Annotated in this window: 16 protein-coding genes; 3 read left to right on the top strand and 13 right to left on the bottom strand. The window is 57.6% G+C overall.

Going from position 1 to position 17,203, the window contains the following annotated elements:
- Positions 1–41: 41 nt before the first annotated feature.
- The 5 genes from JKL48_RS01935 to pdhA all read right to left on the bottom strand — a co-directional run bounded on the left by JKL48_RS01935 (position 42) and on the right by pdhA (position 5,341).
- A complete protein-coding gene (locus tag JKL48_RS01935; protein WP_201977805.1) occupies positions 42–1,994 on the bottom strand; it encodes a pseudouridine synthase in 1,953 nt (650 codons plus the stop codon).
- Positions 1,995–2,146: 152 nt separating this feature from the next.
- Complete coding sequence (locus JKL48_RS01930) at positions 2,147–2,530, bottom strand: TraR/DksA family transcriptional regulator (protein WP_190926318.1); 384 nt, start codon at positions 2,528–2,530, stop codon at positions 2,147–2,149.
- 189 nt (positions 2,531–2,719) lie between these two features.
- Complete coding sequence (gene ribH / locus JKL48_RS01925) at positions 2,720–3,196, bottom strand: 6,7-dimethyl-8-ribityllumazine synthase (protein WP_201977803.1); 477 nt, start codon at positions 3,194–3,196, stop codon at positions 2,720–2,722.
- A 123-nt stretch (positions 3,197–3,319) separates the two neighbouring features.
- Positions 3,320–4,090 carry a tetratricopeptide repeat protein gene (locus JKL48_RS01920; RefSeq protein ID WP_201977801.1) on the bottom strand — a complete coding sequence of 257 codons (771 nt, stop codon included), beginning with the start codon at positions 4,088–4,090 and terminating at the stop codon, positions 3,320–3,322.
- A gap of 66 nt (positions 4,091–4,156) precedes the next feature.
- Entirely contained in the window at positions 4,157–5,341 is a 1,185-nt protein-coding gene (gene pdhA / locus JKL48_RS01915; protein WP_201977800.1) for a pyruvate dehydrogenase (acetyl-transferring) E1 component subunit alpha, read from the bottom strand.
- A gap of 74 nt (positions 5,342–5,415) precedes the next feature.
- Here pdhA and recF point away from each other — a divergent pair, with 74 nt between their 5' ends.
- Both recF and JKL48_RS01905 read left to right on the top strand, forming a co-directional pair.
- Positions 5,416–6,528 carry a DNA replication/repair protein RecF gene (recF, locus tag JKL48_RS01910; protein WP_201977799.1) on the top strand — a complete coding sequence of 371 codons (1,113 nt, stop codon included), beginning with the start codon at positions 5,416–5,418 and terminating at the stop codon, positions 6,526–6,528.
- Between the two features lie 79 nt (positions 6,529–6,607).
- Positions 6,608–6,916, top strand: coding sequence for a DUF721 domain-containing protein (locus tag JKL48_RS01905; RefSeq protein WP_201977797.1), 309 nt, complete (start codon positions 6,608–6,610; stop codon positions 6,914–6,916).
- Between the two features lie 538 nt (positions 6,917–7,454).
- Here JKL48_RS01905 and JKL48_RS01900 read toward each other — a convergent pair.
- Both JKL48_RS01900 and JKL48_RS01895 read right to left on the bottom strand, forming a co-directional pair.
- Complete coding sequence (locus JKL48_RS01900; RefSeq protein WP_201977796.1) at positions 7,455–7,841, bottom strand: helix-turn-helix domain-containing protein; 387 nt, start codon at positions 7,839–7,841, stop codon at positions 7,455–7,457.
- A 223-nt stretch (positions 7,842–8,064) separates the two neighbouring features.
- The gene (locus tag JKL48_RS01895; protein ID WP_201977795.1) at positions 8,065–8,922 is read right to left on the bottom strand and encodes a glycerophosphodiester phosphodiesterase family protein; all 858 of its coding nucleotides are present in this window, start codon (positions 8,920–8,922) and stop codon (positions 8,065–8,067) included.
- Between the two features lie 289 nt (positions 8,923–9,211).
- On the opposite strand from JKL48_RS01895, the gene JKL48_RS01890 reads away from it, so the two are divergent.
- Positions 9,212–9,703 carry a hypothetical protein gene (locus JKL48_RS01890; RefSeq protein WP_201977793.1) on the top strand — a complete coding sequence of 164 codons (492 nt, stop codon included), beginning with the start codon at positions 9,212–9,214 and terminating at the stop codon, positions 9,701–9,703.
- A gap of 75 nt (positions 9,704–9,778) precedes the next feature.
- Here JKL48_RS01890 and JKL48_RS01885 read toward each other — a convergent pair whose 3' ends face one another.
- From JKL48_RS01885 to JKL48_RS01860, 6 genes are all read right to left on the bottom strand, one after another.
- Positions 9,779–10,069, bottom strand: a complete 291-nt coding sequence (locus JKL48_RS01885; protein WP_201977791.1) for a PLD nuclease N-terminal domain-containing protein — start codon at positions 10,067–10,069, stop codon at positions 9,779–9,781.
- Positions 10,070–10,169: 100 nt separating this feature from the next.
- On the bottom strand, positions 10,170–10,823 hold the full coding sequence (locus tag JKL48_RS01880; RefSeq protein WP_317191879.1) for a rhomboid family intramembrane serine protease: 654 nt from the start codon (positions 10,821–10,823) through the stop codon (positions 10,170–10,172).
- Between the two features lie 6 nt (positions 10,824–10,829).
- A complete protein-coding gene (locus JKL48_RS01875) occupies positions 10,830–11,801 on the bottom strand; it encodes a polyprenyl synthetase family protein (protein ID WP_201977789.1) in 972 nt (323 codons plus the stop codon).
- Between the two features lie 109 nt (positions 11,802–11,910).
- Positions 11,911–12,210, bottom strand: a complete 300-nt coding sequence (locus JKL48_RS01870; RefSeq protein ID WP_201977787.1) for a DUF2695 domain-containing protein — start codon at positions 12,208–12,210, stop codon at positions 11,911–11,913.
- A gap of 139 nt (positions 12,211–12,349) precedes the next feature.
- Positions 12,350–14,830, bottom strand: coding sequence for a ribonuclease R (gene rnr / locus JKL48_RS01865; RefSeq protein ID WP_201977786.1), 2,481 nt, complete (start codon positions 14,828–14,830; stop codon positions 12,350–12,352).
- Between the two features lie 305 nt (positions 14,831–15,135).
- Positions 15,136–17,055: an ABC transporter ATP-binding protein gene (locus tag JKL48_RS01860; RefSeq protein WP_201977785.1), complete on the bottom strand. Its 1,920-nt coding sequence runs from the start codon at positions 17,053–17,055 to the stop codon at positions 15,136–15,138.
- Positions 17,056–17,203 lie beyond the last annotated feature (148 nt).

The following is a 17,203-nucleotide window of genomic DNA, read 5'->3' as shown; positions in this document are numbered from 1 at the left end:
GACTCCGCTCAGCAGGACGTTTTGGTTTCCTTGACAAAAACCTACAAGAAATATTTCAGACGAATCACTTCCTGCTCACTCAAAAAGCGCCATTTGCCGCGGGGCAGGTCCTTCTTGGTGAGGCCAGCGTACTGCACGCGGTCCAGGGCCACCACTTCGTAGCCCAGGTGCTCAAAAATGCGACGCACAATGCGGTTGCGGCCAATGTGGATTTCGATGCCCACGAAATGCGCGTTGCCGGCCACGACGGCCACATCGTCGACCACGGCTTTGCCGTCTTCCAGCTCCAGTCCTTCCGAAATCTTGCGCAGGTCGTCTTCGGCCAGCGGCTGGCTCAACTCCACCTGGTAGATTTTTTTGTTCTTGTGCGAAGGGTGCGAGAGCTTCTGCGCCACTTCGCCATCGTTGGTGAAGAGCAGCAGACCGGTGGTATTCCGGTCAAGGCGGCCCACCGGGAAAATGCGTTCCTTCGAAGCGCCAGCCACCAAATCCATCACCGTGCGGCGGCCTTCAGGGTCTTCCGTGGTGGTGATGAAGTCCTTGGGCTTGTTCAGCAGCACGTACACCGCCTTTTCGCGGTTGAGGTTGGTTTTACCGTACTGCACGGTGTCTTCGGGCTGCACTTTGTAGCCCATTTCCGTCACCACTTCGCCATTCACTTTGATTTCGCCGGCGGCAATCAGCGCATCGGCCTCGCGGCGCGAGCAAATGCCGGCATTGGCAATGTAGCGGTTCAGGCGCGTCTCATCGGTGCCAAAATCTTCCAGCTCCTCGCGGCGGCGCTTGTTGCCGCGGGTCTTATCCTGCTCGTAGTGCTTCAGGTTTTTATAATCGGGTGCCTCGCCGGGCTTTTCGCCATACTTGGGCTTGTCGGCGCGGTTTTCCTGCATGGTAGGCCGGGCCGGGCGCGGTTTGTCCACACTGGCGCCATAGCCTGTGCCCGAGCGGCGCACGCTGCGCTCGGCCGCTTTCAGGGCCTCGCGGCGCTCGGCAAAACTGCCGGGTGCGGGCGCCCACTTCTCTTTCGGACCGCGCTTCTCGTAGGCGCCGGGCCGCTCGCCGGTGCTGCGGCCGGTGCCGGGCGCACCATCGCGGCGGCCAAAGGCCCCTGGCGTAAACTTCCGGCCAAACGCGGCCTGGTCGGCGCGGTAATCGGCATCGCCGGCATTGGCGCGCTCAATATTGGCGTCGCGCCGGTCGTTGCGCTCCTCACGCGGCTGGGGCGGCTCGGCCACAAAGGGCCGCGCTGCGCGGATGGGCCGGTTCGGGCCCCGCTCTTCGCCGCGTTCCGCGTTCCGGTCAAAATTCTCGGGCTCGCGGGGCGTGCTCCGACCAAAGCTGCCACCGCTGCGCGGGGCGCTGCTGTCGGTTTGCTCGTAGGGGTTGCTCTTATGGAATTTGCGGTTGCGCTCGCCGGGCAGGCCACGGGGCACGGCCTTTTCCCCTTCGCGGCGGTAGGGCTGGCCATTCCAGTTTTCCTTGGGCTGATACGGCCGGATGGGCCGGGGCTCGGCGGCCGGGCCGCGTTGGTCGCTCCGGTCGCTGCCAAAGCCGCTGCGCTCGGGGCGCGGTGCGGCAGTGCGGCCGTAGCTCGTGCCGGTGCGTTGTTCTTTGCCTACGCGGGGCCGCTCCTCGCGACGCTCATAGGGCCGGTCGCTGCCGGGGCGGAAGCCACCCGCCTCACGCTGGCCATATTCCTTCTTGCCAAAGCCGCTGCCGCCTTCGCGGCTGCTACCGCCGTAGCTGTTGCCGTACGGCCGCTTCTCCCCTTCCCCAAATTTTTTGCTGCCGCCAAAGGCACCGCCGCTGGGTCGGCCGAAAGCGCCGTTGGTAGCCGGGCGGCCAAATGCGCCATTGGTGCTAGGGCGACCAGGACGGCCGGTTGGCCCGCCGGCGCCTGGCCGGTCGCTCTTGCCACCGAAGCCGCCGGGGCCACCGGCACTGCGGCCGCCGCGACGGTCCGCTTTATCTTCTGAAAAATGTTTCTTGCCCATGGGGAGAAAAGTTGCGTGCCGTATCGCTACGGTACTGGTTAAAAAAGAAATCGGTACGGGATAGTCAGTAGTCAGATGGGTTGAACACCTCCAACCTGAAAATCATTCTGACTACTGACTACCCCGTACCGACTACCAAAAAAGCAGCGCGCTTAGTCGCGTCGCGCCATTTTGGCTTCAATCGAATGTTGGGTGTGCGGCACGGCGCGCAACCGCTCCTTCGGAATAAGCTTGCCGGTGCCGATGCAGACGCCGTACGTGCCGTTTTTGATGCGGACCTGCGCGTTTTCGAGCTGCTGAATGAACTTCATCTGGCGTGAGGCCAGCTGGTTCATGCTTTCTTTCTCGGCGGTATCGGCGCCATCTTCCAGCACTTTTGCCGACGATGCCGTGGTGTCGGTGCCAGAGTCGTTGCTGCGGTTCAGGGTCTCTTTGATAAAGGACAACTCCTTGCGGGCCGCCGTGAGTTTCTCCTGAATAATCTGGTCGAACTCATTCAAGTCCTCCCGGGAATAGCGAATGTTGTCGTCGTTCATTGAATGGGTAAAAAAAGAACTGCTAGTAAGTCGTCAGTAGTTGATGCCAAGTTACCACCCAGCAACGCCTCGGCCTGCCAAATGGTTTGGCACGCTATGCGGGTAACGGCGGCTCGGCCTAAAAGCTGCTGGCTGCTTGATTTTTGCGGGTGCGAAGTTACAGAATTTGGGCTGCTTTTCTTCCAGCACCTAAAATCCCAGCATCTGAATGGCCGCCACTGCGGCTTCTACCCCTTTGTTGCCGTGCTTGCCGCCGGCCCGGTCCCACGCCTGTTCGAGCGTATTGGTGGTTACCAGACCAAAAATTACCGGTTTGTTAAATTTCAGGCCTACCTGCGTAATGCCCTGCGCCACGGCATGGCAGATGTAATCATCGTGCTTGGTTTCGCCCTGAATTACCACGCCCAAGCATATCACGGCATCTATTTCTTCGTGCTGGGCCAGAAACTGTGCCCCCAGCGTTAGCTCGAAACTACCAGGCACCGTGTTGCGAAAAATATGCTCGGCCAACGCTCCGTGCTTCAGCAAGGTATCGTAAGCCCCGGCGCTGAGCACGTCGGTGAGCTCGCGATTCCACTCCGCCACCACCAGCCCAAAACGCTTGGTGCTGATGTCGATGAATTGGGAAGCGTCGTATTCGCTTAAGTTTTGAAGAGAAGTCGCCATACTCAGGTAGTCGATAAAAGCAGTTATCCTGAGCGTAGCAAAGGACCTTATCACGGTTGAACGGCATCGTTCGGTTGCAATAAGGTCCTTTGCTACGCTCAGGATGACCAAATGAATACGTTATTATTTCTCCAGCTTGGCTTTGAACTGGCGGGCTTCTGCCACTTCCTGGGCCGAGGGATACTCGTTGATGATGCGGTCGTAGGCTTTCAGGGCGCCTTCGTTATCGCCGGCCAGTTCACGGGCGGTGGCTTCCTTCAGCAGGTAGCCGGGCGAGAAGTATTCGTTGGCGTTGTGGTCAGCCGCTTTGGCATATAGGTCGGCAGCTTCCTTGGGCTTGTTGAGTTCCAGCTGGGCATCGCCCATCAGCGAATACGCCCGGCTTTGCACCAGGTAATCATCGGAGCTAAAATCCTCGAGGTAGTCGATGGCTTCCTTGTATTTGCCCTGCTTGAGCGAAGCCACACCGGCGTAAAAGTTGGCCAGGTTGCCGGCTTTGGTGTTGCCGTACTCGTTGGCCACCGTCACCAGACCGGGCGCTTTGCCATCGCCTTTCACAGCTTTGTTCAGCGAGTCGGCCTCCCAGTTATTCACGGCCCGGAACATGCTGGCCTGTGCCTTCGAATCCTGCTGGTTGCGCCAGGTATAGAAGCCGAAACCTCCCACCACGGCCAGCACCACGGCAGCCAGAATGCCCAGCAACACATTGCGGTTGTTGCGCACGAAATCCTCCGATTCGGCCAGGCGGGCAGCCAGGGCATCCGGGTCTTCCAGCAGCGGATTTTCAGCCGGCAGGTTTTCGTCGACGGGCGCCAGCGGGTCAGCGGGTACGTTCTGGGTTACTTGCCCTTGGCGGGCTTGCTGGCTTTTGCCAGTGTAAGGAATCTTCGACATTACGAGGGGTATTTCTATCGGTGTGACCTGCGCGCAAGTCATTCGGCCCAACAAGGGCCGGGTTAGTTAGTCGTGGATATAGGGATAATCGGCCTGCACGTAAACGTCCTTGTACAGTTCGTCGGGCGTGGGAAAAGGCGATGTCTCGGCAAATTCTACCGACTCGTTCACCTGCCCTTTGATTTTCTCGTCAATGGCTTCCAGGTCTGCCTCGGTCGCCATGTTGTTGCTGAGGATGGTGTGGCGCACACCCTCGATGGCGTCGCGGTGGCGGTAATCCTCTAACTCTTCTTTGGTGCGGTACTTGGCCGGGTCACTCATCGAGTGGCCTTTGTAGCGGTACGTTTTGAATTCGAGCAGCGTGGGGCCGTCGCCTTTGCGGGCGCGTTCGGCGGCACGAGCTACGGCTTCGTGTACGTCTTCCACGCGCATGCCATTCACGGGCTCAGAAGGCATGTCGTAGCTCAGGCCAATTTTATACAGGTCCGTCACGTTCGAGGTGCGCTGTACCGACGTGCCCATGGCGTAGCCGTTGTTCTCAATCACGAAGATGACCGGCAGCTTCCACAGCATGGCCATGTTGAAGGCCTCGTGCAGGGCCCCTTGGCGCACCGCGCCATCGCCCATGTAGCAAATGCAGAGCTTACCTGTCTTGTTGTATTTCTCGGCGAAGGCAATGCCGGCGCCCATGGGCACCTGGCCGCCCACGATGCCGTGGCCGCCCATGAAACCAACTTCTTTGTCGAACATGTGCATGGAGCCGCCTTTGCCTTTCGAGCAACCGGTAGCTTTGGCAAATAGCTCGGCCATCACGGCATTGGGCGAGGTGCCCAGGGCCAGCGGATGCGCGTGGTCGCGGTAAGCGGTGATGTATTTGTCGCCTACCTCCAGGGCCGATACGGCACCAGCTACGCAGGCCTCCTGGCCAATGTAGAGGTGGCAAAAACCTTTGATTTTTTGCTGCCCGTAAAGCTGGCCGGCCTTGTCCTCAAACTTGCGCATGAGCTGCATCTGCTCGTACCACTGCAGATACGTCTCCTTCGGAAACGACGGCTGCGTAGCCTGGGGCGTGGGCAGGGCGCTGCCCGAAGCTGCCGCCGTGGGCGCATCGGTACCGGGCAGGACGGGGTCGGGCTGCGCTACGGTTTCTACACCGTTGCTTTTTCCTTTGGCAGCTTTCGCGGCTGAACCAGTGGAAGCCTTCGAGGCCGTCGATTTTTTAGGAGCAGCTTTTACTTTCGTATCCGCCATAGCACGTTAAAGGAAAGAATTATTTCGCGTTGGGAGGGCGAAATTACGTAAAACTGCTGGCAATACCGAACCTTATGACGCTTGACTCCCTCCAGCTGCTTTTTTTTAAGAATTACGACGAGGCCGCCTTGCGTTTATCGCCGGGCCTCAACTGTTTCATTGGCGATAATGGCAGTGGCAAAACCAACCTTCTCGACGCCATTCACTACTTATCCTTAACGAAAAGCGCCATTACGTCTTCCGATGCCCTGAGTATTAAGCAAGGCGCTGATTTCTTTGTAGTTAAAGGAAATTTTTCTTTAGAATCTGATTCTGAGCACGAAACCATCCAAGTGAGCCTGCGTCAGGGTCAGAAAAAGACCATTACCCATAACAAGCAGCCCTATGAGCGCATGGCCGACCACATCGGTCGCTACCCGGCCGTCCTCATTTCGCCCTATGATACCGACCTTATTCGCCAGAGCAGCGAAGAGCGTCGCAAGTATTTCGACAGCCTCATGGCGCAGCTCGACCACGGTTTTTTGGAGCTGCTGATTTCTTACAATGCCTTGCTGCGCCAGCGCAATGCGGTACTTAAACAGGGCGACCGGCCCTCGCATGGCTTTGACCGCGACTACTTATTGGCCCTTGACGAACAGCTTGCCCCACTGGGCGAACAACTCACGGTTTTACGTGCGGCATTTTTAGAAGAGTACGTTCCAATATTCCAGCGCCACTATCAGCAGCTTGCCGATGGCCGGGAGTTCGTCACGCTCACCTATAAGACGCAGTTACTCGGTGCTGATTTCGCCCACTTGCTGCGTTATAACGAACGCCGGGATTTTGCTTTGCAGCGCAGCACCACTGGCTCGCACCGCGACGATTTTGTTTTTTTAATGGCTGACCAACCTGTTAAAAGCCACGCTTCCCAAGGTCAGCAAAAGTCTTTCGCTATTGCGCTCAAACTGGCTCAATTCGAAATGCTCGCTGCTAAGCAGCAACAAAAGCCCTTACTCCTACTAGACGACATTTTTGACCGCTTAGACGACAAGCGCATCGCGCGCCTTCTTGAGTTGGTTGCCGATGAAACCTTTGGCCAAGTTTTCCTCACCGATACGAACCTTGAGCGCACTGACTTGGCCCTTGCGCGGGTGTCGGTGCCCATTACCCGGTTCCGAGTTCACGAGGGAAGTGTTGCGCCGGTTTAGGCATCGGCGGGTGCATCCCCTACCTTTGCAACCCTGTATGCAACAGTAAATTTTTACTACTGCCTACTTCTATTACTTCGTGAAAAAGCCTTCCTCTTCTCGTTCCGGCGACATCATTCCACTCAAGGAAGGTCTCGAAGCGCTAGTGCGTGCCTATCGGCTGCAAGGTAAGCTCAACGAAGTTACGGTTGTATCCAGTTGGGAACGGGTAATGGGAAAGGCAGTGGCGTTAAAAACCCAAGAGGTCTACGTCAACAAGGGGCGTCTTTTCGTTCGCCTCAGTTCCGCCCCGCTTAAGCACGAGTTGCTAATGGCTAAAACCAGGGTCGCTGAATTAATCAATGCGGAGGTCGGCGAGACAGTCATCCACGAAGTAATTTTTCTCTAAGCGGCTTCTACTTCTTAGGTAGGGTAGCAGGACTAGAACACTACCATGGTTGGCGCATTCTATTTCGCTTCCTTAGTAAAAAGCAGAAGCACCACCTACTTGCGTGGCTGCCTAAATTAAGCTGTTTCCCTACTAATTAACATAAGCCTTGTTCCGAACAATGAGGCTTAGATATCGCATTCTGCCAACCGACAGACAGGGAAGCTATTTCGGAAGTGTCTCGCTCGCCGGTCCAACGCCGTGGTGTCCGACCGGTCGTCGGTCAACGGTCGTTGTCGCATCGTTCGGGCGGCAACCGGTCGGACGCCTACGGCGTCGGACCGAGCAGAACCGACTGATTAAACAACTTCAGGATTTCTTTTATCCCATTCCCCCATTACGTTTAAACGGATTGTAGCGGATTCTTCTGCATTTATCAAGTTTACTTTCAACACCTATCTGTGGCAACACAAATAGTTTCTAAAGCATGACCGTGCTGTAATAATTGATAGGGGCGAGTGAGCATGGGGACAAAAATGTTTCACGTGGAACATTTTTGTCACTTCGGCCCATACACTTTTAGCAAAAGCTCATTGTAGGCTTCGAGGAGGGCAATGTACTTCGTTTGCAAGAGCAAAAGTTGCTTCGAAGGGTCAGAATCAGCCGATTGGGGCGCTGTAACACTTCGCGTAACACTATTTGTAACACCCTGACGGGGCGCATGTGTTACAAATGAAAGGGAAGATTGTTGTAAAACAGTAAAGTCCTGAGAAAAATCGTGGTTTATAATGTCGCCAATTTTCTTTACAAAGGTGTAATCAATGGTTTCTTCTTTGAATTTACGGTAAATGGTTGGACGTGTGATACCCAATTCGTCCACTATACGTGTAATCGAAATACCACTGTTTTTAATGGCTTCCTGCAGGATTTCGCCTTGATGTGGCATAATTGGAGTGTTGCGTTACGCTGATGCAAATATGTTAAACAAGACAGAATAATACAAACTTGTTTAAATAAATGATTCGCCAGAATGATACAAGAACAAATCAAAACAGTGTAACTATTTTTGTTGTAACAAATTTTTGTAACTAATTTATCTTTACAATTACAAGCGTTACATAGTTAGCAATGTAAAGATTACACTTGACTGCAATTATAAACGGCTGCTTTTAAAATGGTGAGTGAAAAAGAGCTATCAATACATCGGGGTAATCTGTTGTAATGCCGTCTACCTGAAGGCTTGTTAATGCTCTCATATCTGCCAGTGTATTCACGGTCCAGGGTACAAGGCGCAGGCGCGGAAAAGCAAGTCGCAACTCCGTTACAGCAGCGAGGGTAACGGTCCGGAAATCTGGTCCGAATGCTGTGGGCACAAAGCCTAGGGTGTTGAGGTTGGCGAGCCAGGGCTGATAAGCTTCCACGAGGAGGCACGTTGCAATATCCGGCTCAACGTGATGAGTCAGTTGAAGAATGCGAGCATCAAAGCTCAGAATAGTTGTACTTGGTACTACCTGCGCAGCAGAAAGCTCGGTGAGGACCAAGCGGAGAAACATGGCCGGGTCAGGATGAAAAACACCATCGCCTTCAGGGGTGCTTTTAATTTCGATTGAATAGCGAATGGGAGTGGCGCGGTGCTTTGAAGCAGCGGTTACAGCAGTAAGCACTTCGCTCAGCAGGGGCTTGTGAGCAGATACAAGCTGCTGTTCGGGAAAATCAGGATGACGACGCAAGCCACAATTGCACTGGCGAATGACCCGGTAAGGCATTTGGTACAGGTTAAACTGCGCAGGGGCAGCGTCCACCAGGGGCTGCCCTGTTGGGTCAAGGCAAATGTGGGGATTGAGCCAAGATTCGTGAGAAACGACGACTTGGTTGTCGGCGGAAACAACCACATCCATTTCGAGCACATCGACTCCTAAAGCAACAGCATGCAGGAACGCAGGGATGGTGTTTTCAGGTCGCAGACCACGGCAGCCCCGATGGCCGTGTACTTCAGGACGAAAAGTGAGTGCTGGTTGGATAAGCATGATGGCTATGCAAGGTCAGAAAAGTGAGAAAAATGGGGAAAACAAAGGGCGATGCGGCTCGGTACACAGAGGTTTTGAAACGAAATGGTGGCAATACCTGAAAGTGTATTAAAGGCTGGTTTAGGGTAATTTTGCGGCTCATCATCTTTGTTTACGCCTTATGAAAAAACTTCTTCTCCTCATCCTACTACTCGCCGTAGTGGCTGGGGGATATTTTTACTACCGGAGCCTAAAGCAAGGTCCAAGTGGTGCCTTGGTGGCAGCAGCAGCTGCCGTCCAAACCCATGATATGGCTACGTTTGAGAAATACGTCGACGTGAACAGCGTAACCACGCATCTGGTAGACGATGTAGCGCAGCAGGGCTCCATGCTGACGTCGTTGCTGCCAGGAGGCAGCTTATTGATGGGCGGAGCAATGCGCCTAATCAAGCCTACACTGGCCAAGGCGGCGCACAAAGAAGTGCAGCGCTACGTGGAAACAGGTTCGTTGGAAGCCGCGGCGGCAGCGGCCCCGAAGCGGATGGTGAACATCTCACTGACCGGCTTGGCTAGTAAAGTGGTGAGCCCCGACAGTGAATTCAAGGGCATCAAGTACACCCGCGAGGAAGGCGATAACGCCTTCGTGGGCCTGGAAGTAACCCAGCCTAAGTACGATACTACGATGGTAGTAGAAGTGAAGATGCGCCGCCAGGGCGACCACTGGCAGATGACGCAAATAACCAACAGCGGCGAGTTATTGCGCCATGTGGCCCTACTCGAAAAGAAACGTCTGCTGAACTAGCGCAAGGATGACACACACAAAGGGCCCGTCGCATTTCTGCGACGGGCCCTTTGTGTTTTTTGGCAAGTGAGTAAGCTATACGATGCCGGTGTTGGACTTGCCCCGCCCTGCAAAAAGATAATACAAAATGAGGCCGCCGAGGGGAAAAATGAAAATGATGACGGCCCACATTAGTTTTTTGCCAATAGTCCAAGGCTGGCGGAAAACGTCTAGCATCGCCAGAATATCAAGGGCGAGTAGCACATACCCCCAGGTGGCCAAGCTTCCATCATCGTTGAAGCGCGAGCAAGACGACATCAAAAGCATCAGCGGGAGCAGAAGAACTGCGAAGGGCAGGCGGGAGGCGGAATTGCGAAGAGTCTGCATAGGGAAAGCGAAATGAAAAAGTGGATTATGCCTTCGCTTACGCAGCCCTCATGAGAATAGATATAAAACTTCAATGATTTTATTTATAATACATTGATTATCAAATTTTTGATTGAATAAAAGCACTGATTTGCTGCACAAAATTAGGAGCAGCAGCCGGCATTAGAACCCACATGATGATGACGCCAAAGATGGCGCCATAAAAGTGCGCGTCATGGTTAATGTTATCGCCTCGGCGGCGACCCATGTACCAAGAATAGAGGAGGTAAAGGAAGCCAAACAGAAACGGTTGAATGGGAAATGGGATGGGAAAAATGATGATGCCCCCGCCGTGCGTATTCACTGGGAAAAGCAGGATGCTGGCAAACAGCACAGCCGCAACTCCGCCCGAGGCTCCCAAGCTACGGTAATTACGGTCGTCGCGGTGGCGGAAATAAGTTGGCAGGTCGGAAACGACGATGCCGCCGAGGTAGAGCAATAGAAATAAGCCTAGCCCTAAGCCCTGCCCGTAGCCTTCCATCAAAGTCCCCAATACAACAGGGCTGAAGGAATAAAAGGCAAACATGTTAAAGAACAAGTGGGTCCAGTCGGCGTGGAGAAAGCCGGAAGTGAGCAGCCGATGCCACTGGCCACCACCGGACCGGGCCATGATGTAAGGCTGCAATATCCAAGATTCCATCAGCTGGTTGTTGGACCAAGCATAGGCGGAAGCAGCGACGGTTAGGCCAATGAGAACGAAGATGGGAAGAAGCACAGGAGATTATTTTTCGCGGTCCATGAGCTGGAGCGCGAGGTGATGAAGGGGTTCTTTGCGGGCTGCGGGGGCCGCTACGCGCTCCAGATGCTGCAGGGCATCCTGGAAGTAGTCGTTAATCAGAGCCTCTGTCTGAGGGCGAATTTTGAGCTCGTCGTAGATGGCGCGCACGGCGGCCACCTTGGCTTCGGCATTGGCTACAGGCTGACCGATGTGCTGGGCCAGGACGGCTTGTTGGGCGGCGCTGGCCTGCGCCTGGGCGGAGAGCAGGAGAAAGGTTTTCTTGTCGGAAATGATGTCGCCGCCCACGCGCTTGCCGAAGGTGGCGGCGTCGCCGTACACGTCGAGCAGGTCGTCGCGCAGCTGGAAGGCCAGGCCGATGTCGGTGCCGAACTGGCGCAGGTGCTCGGCATCTTCCTCCGAGGCGCCGGCGAGGTGGGCCCCCAGCTCGGGGCAGAAGCCGAGGAGGACGGCCGTTTTCAGGCGAATCATATCCAGGTATTGGGCGATGCTGACCTGGGGCTCGGTTTCGAAATTCATGTCCCACTGCTGGCCTTCGCAGACCTCGGCGGCCGTCTGGCTGAAGCGGGCGAGGATGCGCGGGAGGATTTCTGGCTTCACTTCTAGGAACAGCTCGTAGGCTCGCACCAGCATCACGTCGCCGGAGAGGATGGCGACGTTGGGGTTCCACTTTTCGTGCACGGTGGCCTGGCCACGGCGCAGGGGCGCCTGGTCCATCAGGTCGTCGTGGAGGAGGGTGAAGTTGTGAAAGACTTCGGTGGCAAGGGCGGGCTTGATAACGCCGCTGAGGTCGTCGGTGAAGAGGTGGGCCCCGAGCAGCGTGAGCAGCGGGCGGATGCGTTTTCCGCCCAGACCCATGATGTAGCGAATGGGGGCGTAGAGGGTTTCTGGGGCTTGGCCGTAGTCGAGTTGGGCGAGGGCGGCGGTGATGTTAGCGGGGAAGTCGGCTGGGGTCATAGGTGGTGCAAAGAACGGCAGGCGCGGGGAACCTCACCCCCGGCCCCTCTCCAAAAGAGAGGGGAGCCAAGGCGGCGCTTGTGAGATAACCGTTCAGCCTGGGACTGTTCTATAAGCCCTCGTATTTCTCCTCCACATTCGCTAAAGCTTCGCAGTCACAGTAGCCGCCAATGTCTCCTAGCCATTGCTTAATGGGCTCAAACGGGAGGTTGTGGCTGGCAGCAAATTCTTGGGTGAAGCGTAGCGTATCATCGCAATCATGCTCCTCCAATTGCTGGTCGAGGTAATCGAAAAAGGCTTGCAGCTTCACTTTTGGTATCGGCAACGCCTCAAGTTTCTCAGCGTTGGCTTTTTGGGTTAGCTCGTTTTGAATGGCCTTGCGGCGTTGCTTTTCTTCCTGGGAAGGCATACTTGAAGAGCGAATAGATTCGGAATAAAACTACATAAAGAAGCCCCAACTCTGACTTGAGTCGGGGCTTCTGAAATCGTCAGGCTCCCCTCTCTTTTGGAGAGGGGCCGGGGGTGAGGTCCCCCGCGTCAGGGTTGACCTACCGCCGCTTTCCCTTATGGCCGCCCTTGCTCCCGCCCTTACCACCACTGTGGTCACGGTAGCCGCGGGGCTCGCTGCTGCGCTGCTTGCGCTCGTCGGCTTCGCGTTTCTTCACATGGTCGGGGCGGTCGTCGACCAGCTCGAAGTCGATGGTGCGGTCGAGCAGGTTGGCGGATTTTACGACCACCATCATCTCGTCGCCGAACTGGATGATGCGCTTGTTGCGGCGGCCCACGATGCGGTAGTTGTCCTTGTCGAGCTCGTATTCGTCGCCGGGAATGTCGCTGATGCGGACCATGCCCTCGCACTTGTTCTCCTCGATTTCGATGTACATGCCGCGCTCGGTGAGGCCCGATACCACTCCCTTGAAGGTGTTGCCGATTTCATCGGCCATGAACTCGACCTGCTTGAATTTGATGCTGGCGCGCTCGGCGTTGGCCGCCAGCTTCTCGCGGGCCGAGGAGTGCTTGCACTCTTCTTCCACGGGCTCGACGGCCACGTTCTTGCCGCCGAGCAGGTAGTGCTCGAGCAGGCGGTGGGCCATCATGTCGGGGTAGCGGCGGATGGGCGAGGTGAAGTGCGAGTAGTGGTCGAAGGCCAGGCCGAAGTGGCCGAGCGGCTCGGTGGTGTAGATGGCCTTGCTCATGGTGCGGATGGCCAGGCCCTGGAGCACGTTTTGCTCGGGCTTGCCCATCACCTCGGAGCTAAGGTTGTTGAGCTCGGTGCTGATTTTTTTTGGGTTTTCGAGCTTGAGCTTGTAGCCGAATTTCTGGGCGAAGAGGGCGAAAGTCTGGAGGCGTTCGGGCTCGGGCGCGTCGTGGGTGCGGTACACCATGGTGAAGCGCGGCTTGGTCTTTTTGAGGTTGAAGACGAACTCGGCCACCTTGCGGTTGGCCAGCAGCATGAACTCCTCAATCATCTTGTGGGCGTCTTTCCGCTCCTTCACATACACGCCGAGGGGCTTGCCGTTCTCGTCGAGCCGGAACTTCACCTCCTGGGTTTCGAAGGTGATGGCCCCTTGCTTGAAGCGCAGCGCACACAACTTATGCGCGATACCGTTCATCAGATTTATCTCTTCGGCGTATTCGCCCTCCTTGCTTTCGATGCGCTCCTGCGCCTCCTCGTAGCTGAAGCGGCGGTCGGAGTGAATGATGGTTTTGCCGAACCACGACTCGTAGAGCTTGCCGTTTTCGTCGAGCTCGAACACGGCCGAGAAGGTCAGCTTGTCCTCGTGCGGGCGCAGCGAGCAGAGGCCGTTGGAGAGGCGCTCGGGCAGCATCGGAATCACGCGGTCGACCAGGTACACCGAGGTGGCGCGGTGCTTACCCTCGCGCTCCAGCTCGGTGCCGGGGCGCACGTAGTGGGTGACATCGGCAATGTGCACGCCGATTTCCCAGTGGCCGTTTTCCAGCTTCTGAATGCTCAGGGCATCGTCGAAATCCTTGGCGTCGGCGGGGTCGATGGTGAAGGTGGTGATGTTGCGGAAGTCGCGGCGGCGGGCAATTTCATCCTGCTCGATAACCTCGCTGATGCCTTCCGATTCCTCCTCTACTTCGGAGGGGAATTCGAAGGGCAAGCCGAACTCGGCCATGATGGCGTTTATCTCGGCCTCGTTGCCGCCGGCCGCGCCGAAGTTGCGGATGACCTCGCCCACCGGCTGCCGGCTGCTGTCCTCCGGAAACTCGTTGATGCGGACCAGCACCTTGTCGCCGTTGCGCGACTCGTGCAGCAAATGCGGCGGCACGAACACGTCGAAATACACCTTGCGGTTGTCGGGCTTCACGAAGCCGAGCGTGCCCTGAATCTGGATGCGGCCCACGATTTCGGGGCGCACCCGCTTGAGGACTTCCACCACGTCGCCCATCGGCCGGCCGTCGCGGGAGCCGCTGCGCAGGCGAACCCGCACCACGTCGCCCTGCAAGGCAAACTTGAGCTGGTCGGTGAACACGCGGATGTCGTCGTGCTCGCCCGTGCCCTCCGGCACCACGAAGGCGAAGTTGGGCGTGGCCAAATCGACGGTGCCGATGACGGTGTTCGACGGGGCGCGTTCGGGGCGGTCGTCGCCGTCCACGTAGTCGAAGCCGGCCGAGCGGCGGCGGTGCACAATGGGGTCCTGGCCGAACTCGGCCTGCACCGAACGGTTGCGGGGCGGGGCGATGGGCGAAGGTTCTTTTTTGCCCGATTTTCGGGCGCTGGACGGCATCAATGCCGCCGCCACGGCATCGGTATCGGCGAGGCGGTATTCGTCGTTTTGGAGCAGCGTAATGAGGCCGTTTTTGCGCAGCACCTTGATGTGGGCAAAAATCTCCTCGCGCTGGCCCTTGGTCGTGACGCCGAGGCGGCGCGAGAGCTGGCGGTAGGCGAGGACTTTGGTGGGGTTGTCGGCGAAGACGCGCAGGACTTGGTCTTGGGTGATGGCCGCGGGTTCGGGCTTTTCGCGCTTGGCGCGGGGAGCCCGGGAGTTTTCGGGGGTATTCATTTGGGTAAAAAGTGGCCGCCGAAAAGTGGTTTGGTCGCAGGCGGCGAGAGCGGAAAAATGAGTGGCTGGCTGGGCCGCGCCGCATAGTGAAACGCGGGCCGGGCCGGGAGGTTGTAGCGTGGACTCTGCGAGTCCGCGCGAGTTTGAGATTGACGCAGTAGCAGCCAGTAGCTGGAGCTTCGTCAGCGCTGCTTAAGGAGAGTCTGGCGGCGCAAGGTATAAGGGCCGGCTGATGTAGCGCGGACTTTGTAGTCCGCGTCCCCACGCCGCTTGGTAATCGTTCAGGTATCCGCTGGGGACGCGGACTACAAAGTCCGCGCTACATCCCGTCCAGCCACGGCGGCTTCGATGTCGGCCAGGCTGTCCTTCGGGATGGCGGCTAGCAGGCCTTGGGTGTATTCGTGCTGCGGAGCGGCGTAGATAGCCGCCGCCGGGCCGCTTTCCACGATGCGGCCCTGGTGCATGACCAGCAGCCGGTCGCTCATAAACCGGGCCACGGACAGGTCGTGCGTGATGAACAAATAGGTGATACCGAACTCGCGTTTGAGGTCGTTGAGCAGGTTCAGGACCTGCGCCTGCACCGAGACGTCGAGGGCCGAAACCGACTCGTCGCAGACAATCAATTTGGGCTGCAAGGCCAGCGCCCGGGCAATGCAGATGCGCTGCCGCTGCCCGCCGCTGAACTCGTGCGGGTAGCGCTGGAAATGCTCGTCGCGCAGCCCCACGGTGCGCAGCAGCTCCAACACTTTCGCCTTTTGCTGCTGGCGGGTGCCGCCCACGTTGTGCACGCGCATCGGCTCCCAGATGGCCTCGCCCACGGTCAGCATCGGGTTGAGGGCCGCATAAGGGTCCTGAAACACCAGCTGCAAATCGCGCCGACGGCGGCGCAAGTCCCCGCTCGACAGCTTCGCCAAATCGGTCCCTTCAAACAGAATGCTGCCCGCCGTTGGTTCCGTGAGGCGGAGCAGGGCCCGGCCCAGCGTGGTCTTGCCGCAGCCCGACTCGCCCACGAGGCCGATGGTTTCGCCGGGGTAGAGCGTGAAGCTGACATCGTCCACGGCCCGCACGTAATCGGTGGCGCGGCGGAAGAAGCCCTTGCGGAGCGGGAAGTAGACCTGGAGGTTTTGAACCTGGAGAAGCGGCTCAGAACCGTTGGGCACGCCGGCCACGACGGGCGCGGCAACGGGCGCCGAAGTAAGCTCGGCAGGGCGTGGAACATTCCCTAAAACGCCATGTTCCACGGGGAACGTTTTGGCGGTTTCGATTTTATCGTGTAACTGCTGGGCCTCCACTTCGGGCGAAGATTCCGCAAGTGCCTCATCTGGCAGCGGAAGCACGGGCGCGGGCTGGGCCAAAAGCTGCCCGCTGGCGTCTTCCCGCATGAAATCGGCCACCACGGGGAGGCGTTTTTTGCCCACCGAGAGGCGCGGACGGCACGCCAACAGGCCTTTTGTGTACGGATGTTGCGGATTTGAAAAAATATCCAGCACCCTCCCCTGTTCCACGACCTTGCCCCGGTACATCACCAGAATGCGGTCGGCGATTTCGGCCACCACGCCGAGGTCGTGGGTGATGAAGAGGACGGCCGTGTTGTGCTGGCGGCGCAGGTCGTCAATCAGGCGCAGCATGCGGGCCTGCACGGTCACGTCGAGGGCCGTGGTGGGCTCGTCGGCGATGAGCAGGGCCGGGCGGCAGGCCATGGCCATGGCAATCATGACGCGCTGCTTCTGGCCGCCCGAGATTTCGTGCGGGTAGCTGCCGAAAATGGCTTCGGGGCGCGGCAGCTGCGCCTCGGTGAACAGCTCGATGGTGCGGGCCTTGGCGGCGGCTTCGCTGAGGTCGGTGTGGAGGCGCAGGGCTTCCACCACTTGGCTGCCGCAGGTGTACACGGGGTTCAGCGAGGTCATCGGCTCCTGGAAAATCATGCCGATGTCGTTGCCGCGCACCTGGCGCAGGTCGGTTTCGGAGAGTTTCAGCAGGTCGGTCTGGCCCAGCTTTTCGGACTGGAAGAGGGCCTGGCCGCTGGCAATGCGGCCGGGCGGCATCGGAATCAGCCCCAGCAGCGCCAGCGAGGTCACGGATTTGCCCGAGCCGGATTCGCCCACAATGGCCAGCGTTTCGCCCCGGTGCAGCTCAAACGACACGTTGTCCACGGCCCGCACGTCGCCGCGGTGGCTGGAGAAGTCAATGGTGAGGTTGGAAACGGTGAGCAGCGGGTTGGGCACGGAGGGAATTATGGGTGGCAGTTTGGGTTGGTTTCGGTACGCAAGAACGTCAAGTACGCAGGAACGTCATGCTGAGCGCAGTCGAAGCATCTCTCCCGAACAAGTGATAGAACTCGTTTCAGCGAAACGACTCAAAGAGCGAAAGGAA

It is taken from the genome of Hymenobacter rubidus (genome assembly GCF_016734815.1).
Lineage (GTDB): Bacteria > Bacteroidota > Bacteroidia > Cytophagales > Hymenobacteraceae > Hymenobacter > Hymenobacter rubidus.
The sequence above is the reverse complement of the archived record's forward strand: the minus strand, read 5'-3'. Positions and strand labels throughout refer to the sequence as shown.

Bases quoted from the DNA above. Each gene is read 5' to 3' on its own strand.
- JKL48_RS01935 (WP_201977805.1), bottom strand. From the start codon at position 1,994: ATGGGCAAGAAACATTTTTCAGAAGATAAAGCGGACCGTCGCGGCGGC.
- JKL48_RS01930 (WP_190926318.1), bottom strand. From the start codon at position 2,530: ATGAACGACGACAACATTCGCTATTCCCGGGAGGACTTGAATGAGTTC.
- ribH (WP_201977803.1), bottom strand. From the start codon at position 3,196: ATGGCGACTTCTCTTCAAAACTTAAGCGAATACGACGCTTCCCAATTC.
- JKL48_RS01920 (WP_201977801.1), bottom strand. From the start codon at position 4,090: ATGTCGAAGATTCCTTACACTGGCAAAAGCCAGCAAGCCCGCCAAGGG.
- pdhA (WP_201977800.1), bottom strand. From the start codon at position 5,341: ATGGCGGATACGAAAGTAAAAGCTGCTCCTAAAAAATCGACGGCCTCG.
- recF (WP_201977799.1), top strand. From the start codon at position 5,416: ATGACGCTTGACTCCCTCCAGCTGCTTTTTTTTAAGAATTACGACGAG.
- JKL48_RS01900 (WP_201977796.1), bottom strand. From the start codon at position 7,841: ATGCCACATCAAGGCGAAATCCTGCAGGAAGCCATTAAAAACAGTGGT.
- JKL48_RS01895 (WP_201977795.1), bottom strand. From the start codon at position 8,922: ATGCTTATCCAACCAGCACTCACTTTTCGTCCTGAAGTACACGGCCAT.
- JKL48_RS01890 (WP_201977793.1), top strand. From the start codon at position 9,212: ATGGCTACGTTTGAGAAATACGTCGACGTGAACAGCGTAACCACGCAT.
- JKL48_RS01885 (WP_201977791.1), bottom strand. From the start codon at position 10,069: ATGCAGACTCTTCGCAATTCCGCCTCCCGCCTGCCCTTCGCAGTTCTT.
- JKL48_RS01875 (WP_201977789.1), bottom strand. From the start codon at position 11,801: ATGACCCCAGCCGACTTCCCCGCTAACATCACCGCCGCCCTCGCCCAA.
- JKL48_RS01870 (WP_201977787.1), bottom strand. From the start codon at position 12,210: ATGCCTTCCCAGGAAGAAAAGCAACGCCGCAAGGCCATTCAAAACGAG.
- rnr (WP_201977786.1), bottom strand. From the start codon at position 14,830: ATGAATACCCCCGAAAACTCCCGGGCTCCCCGCGCCAAGCGCGAAAAG.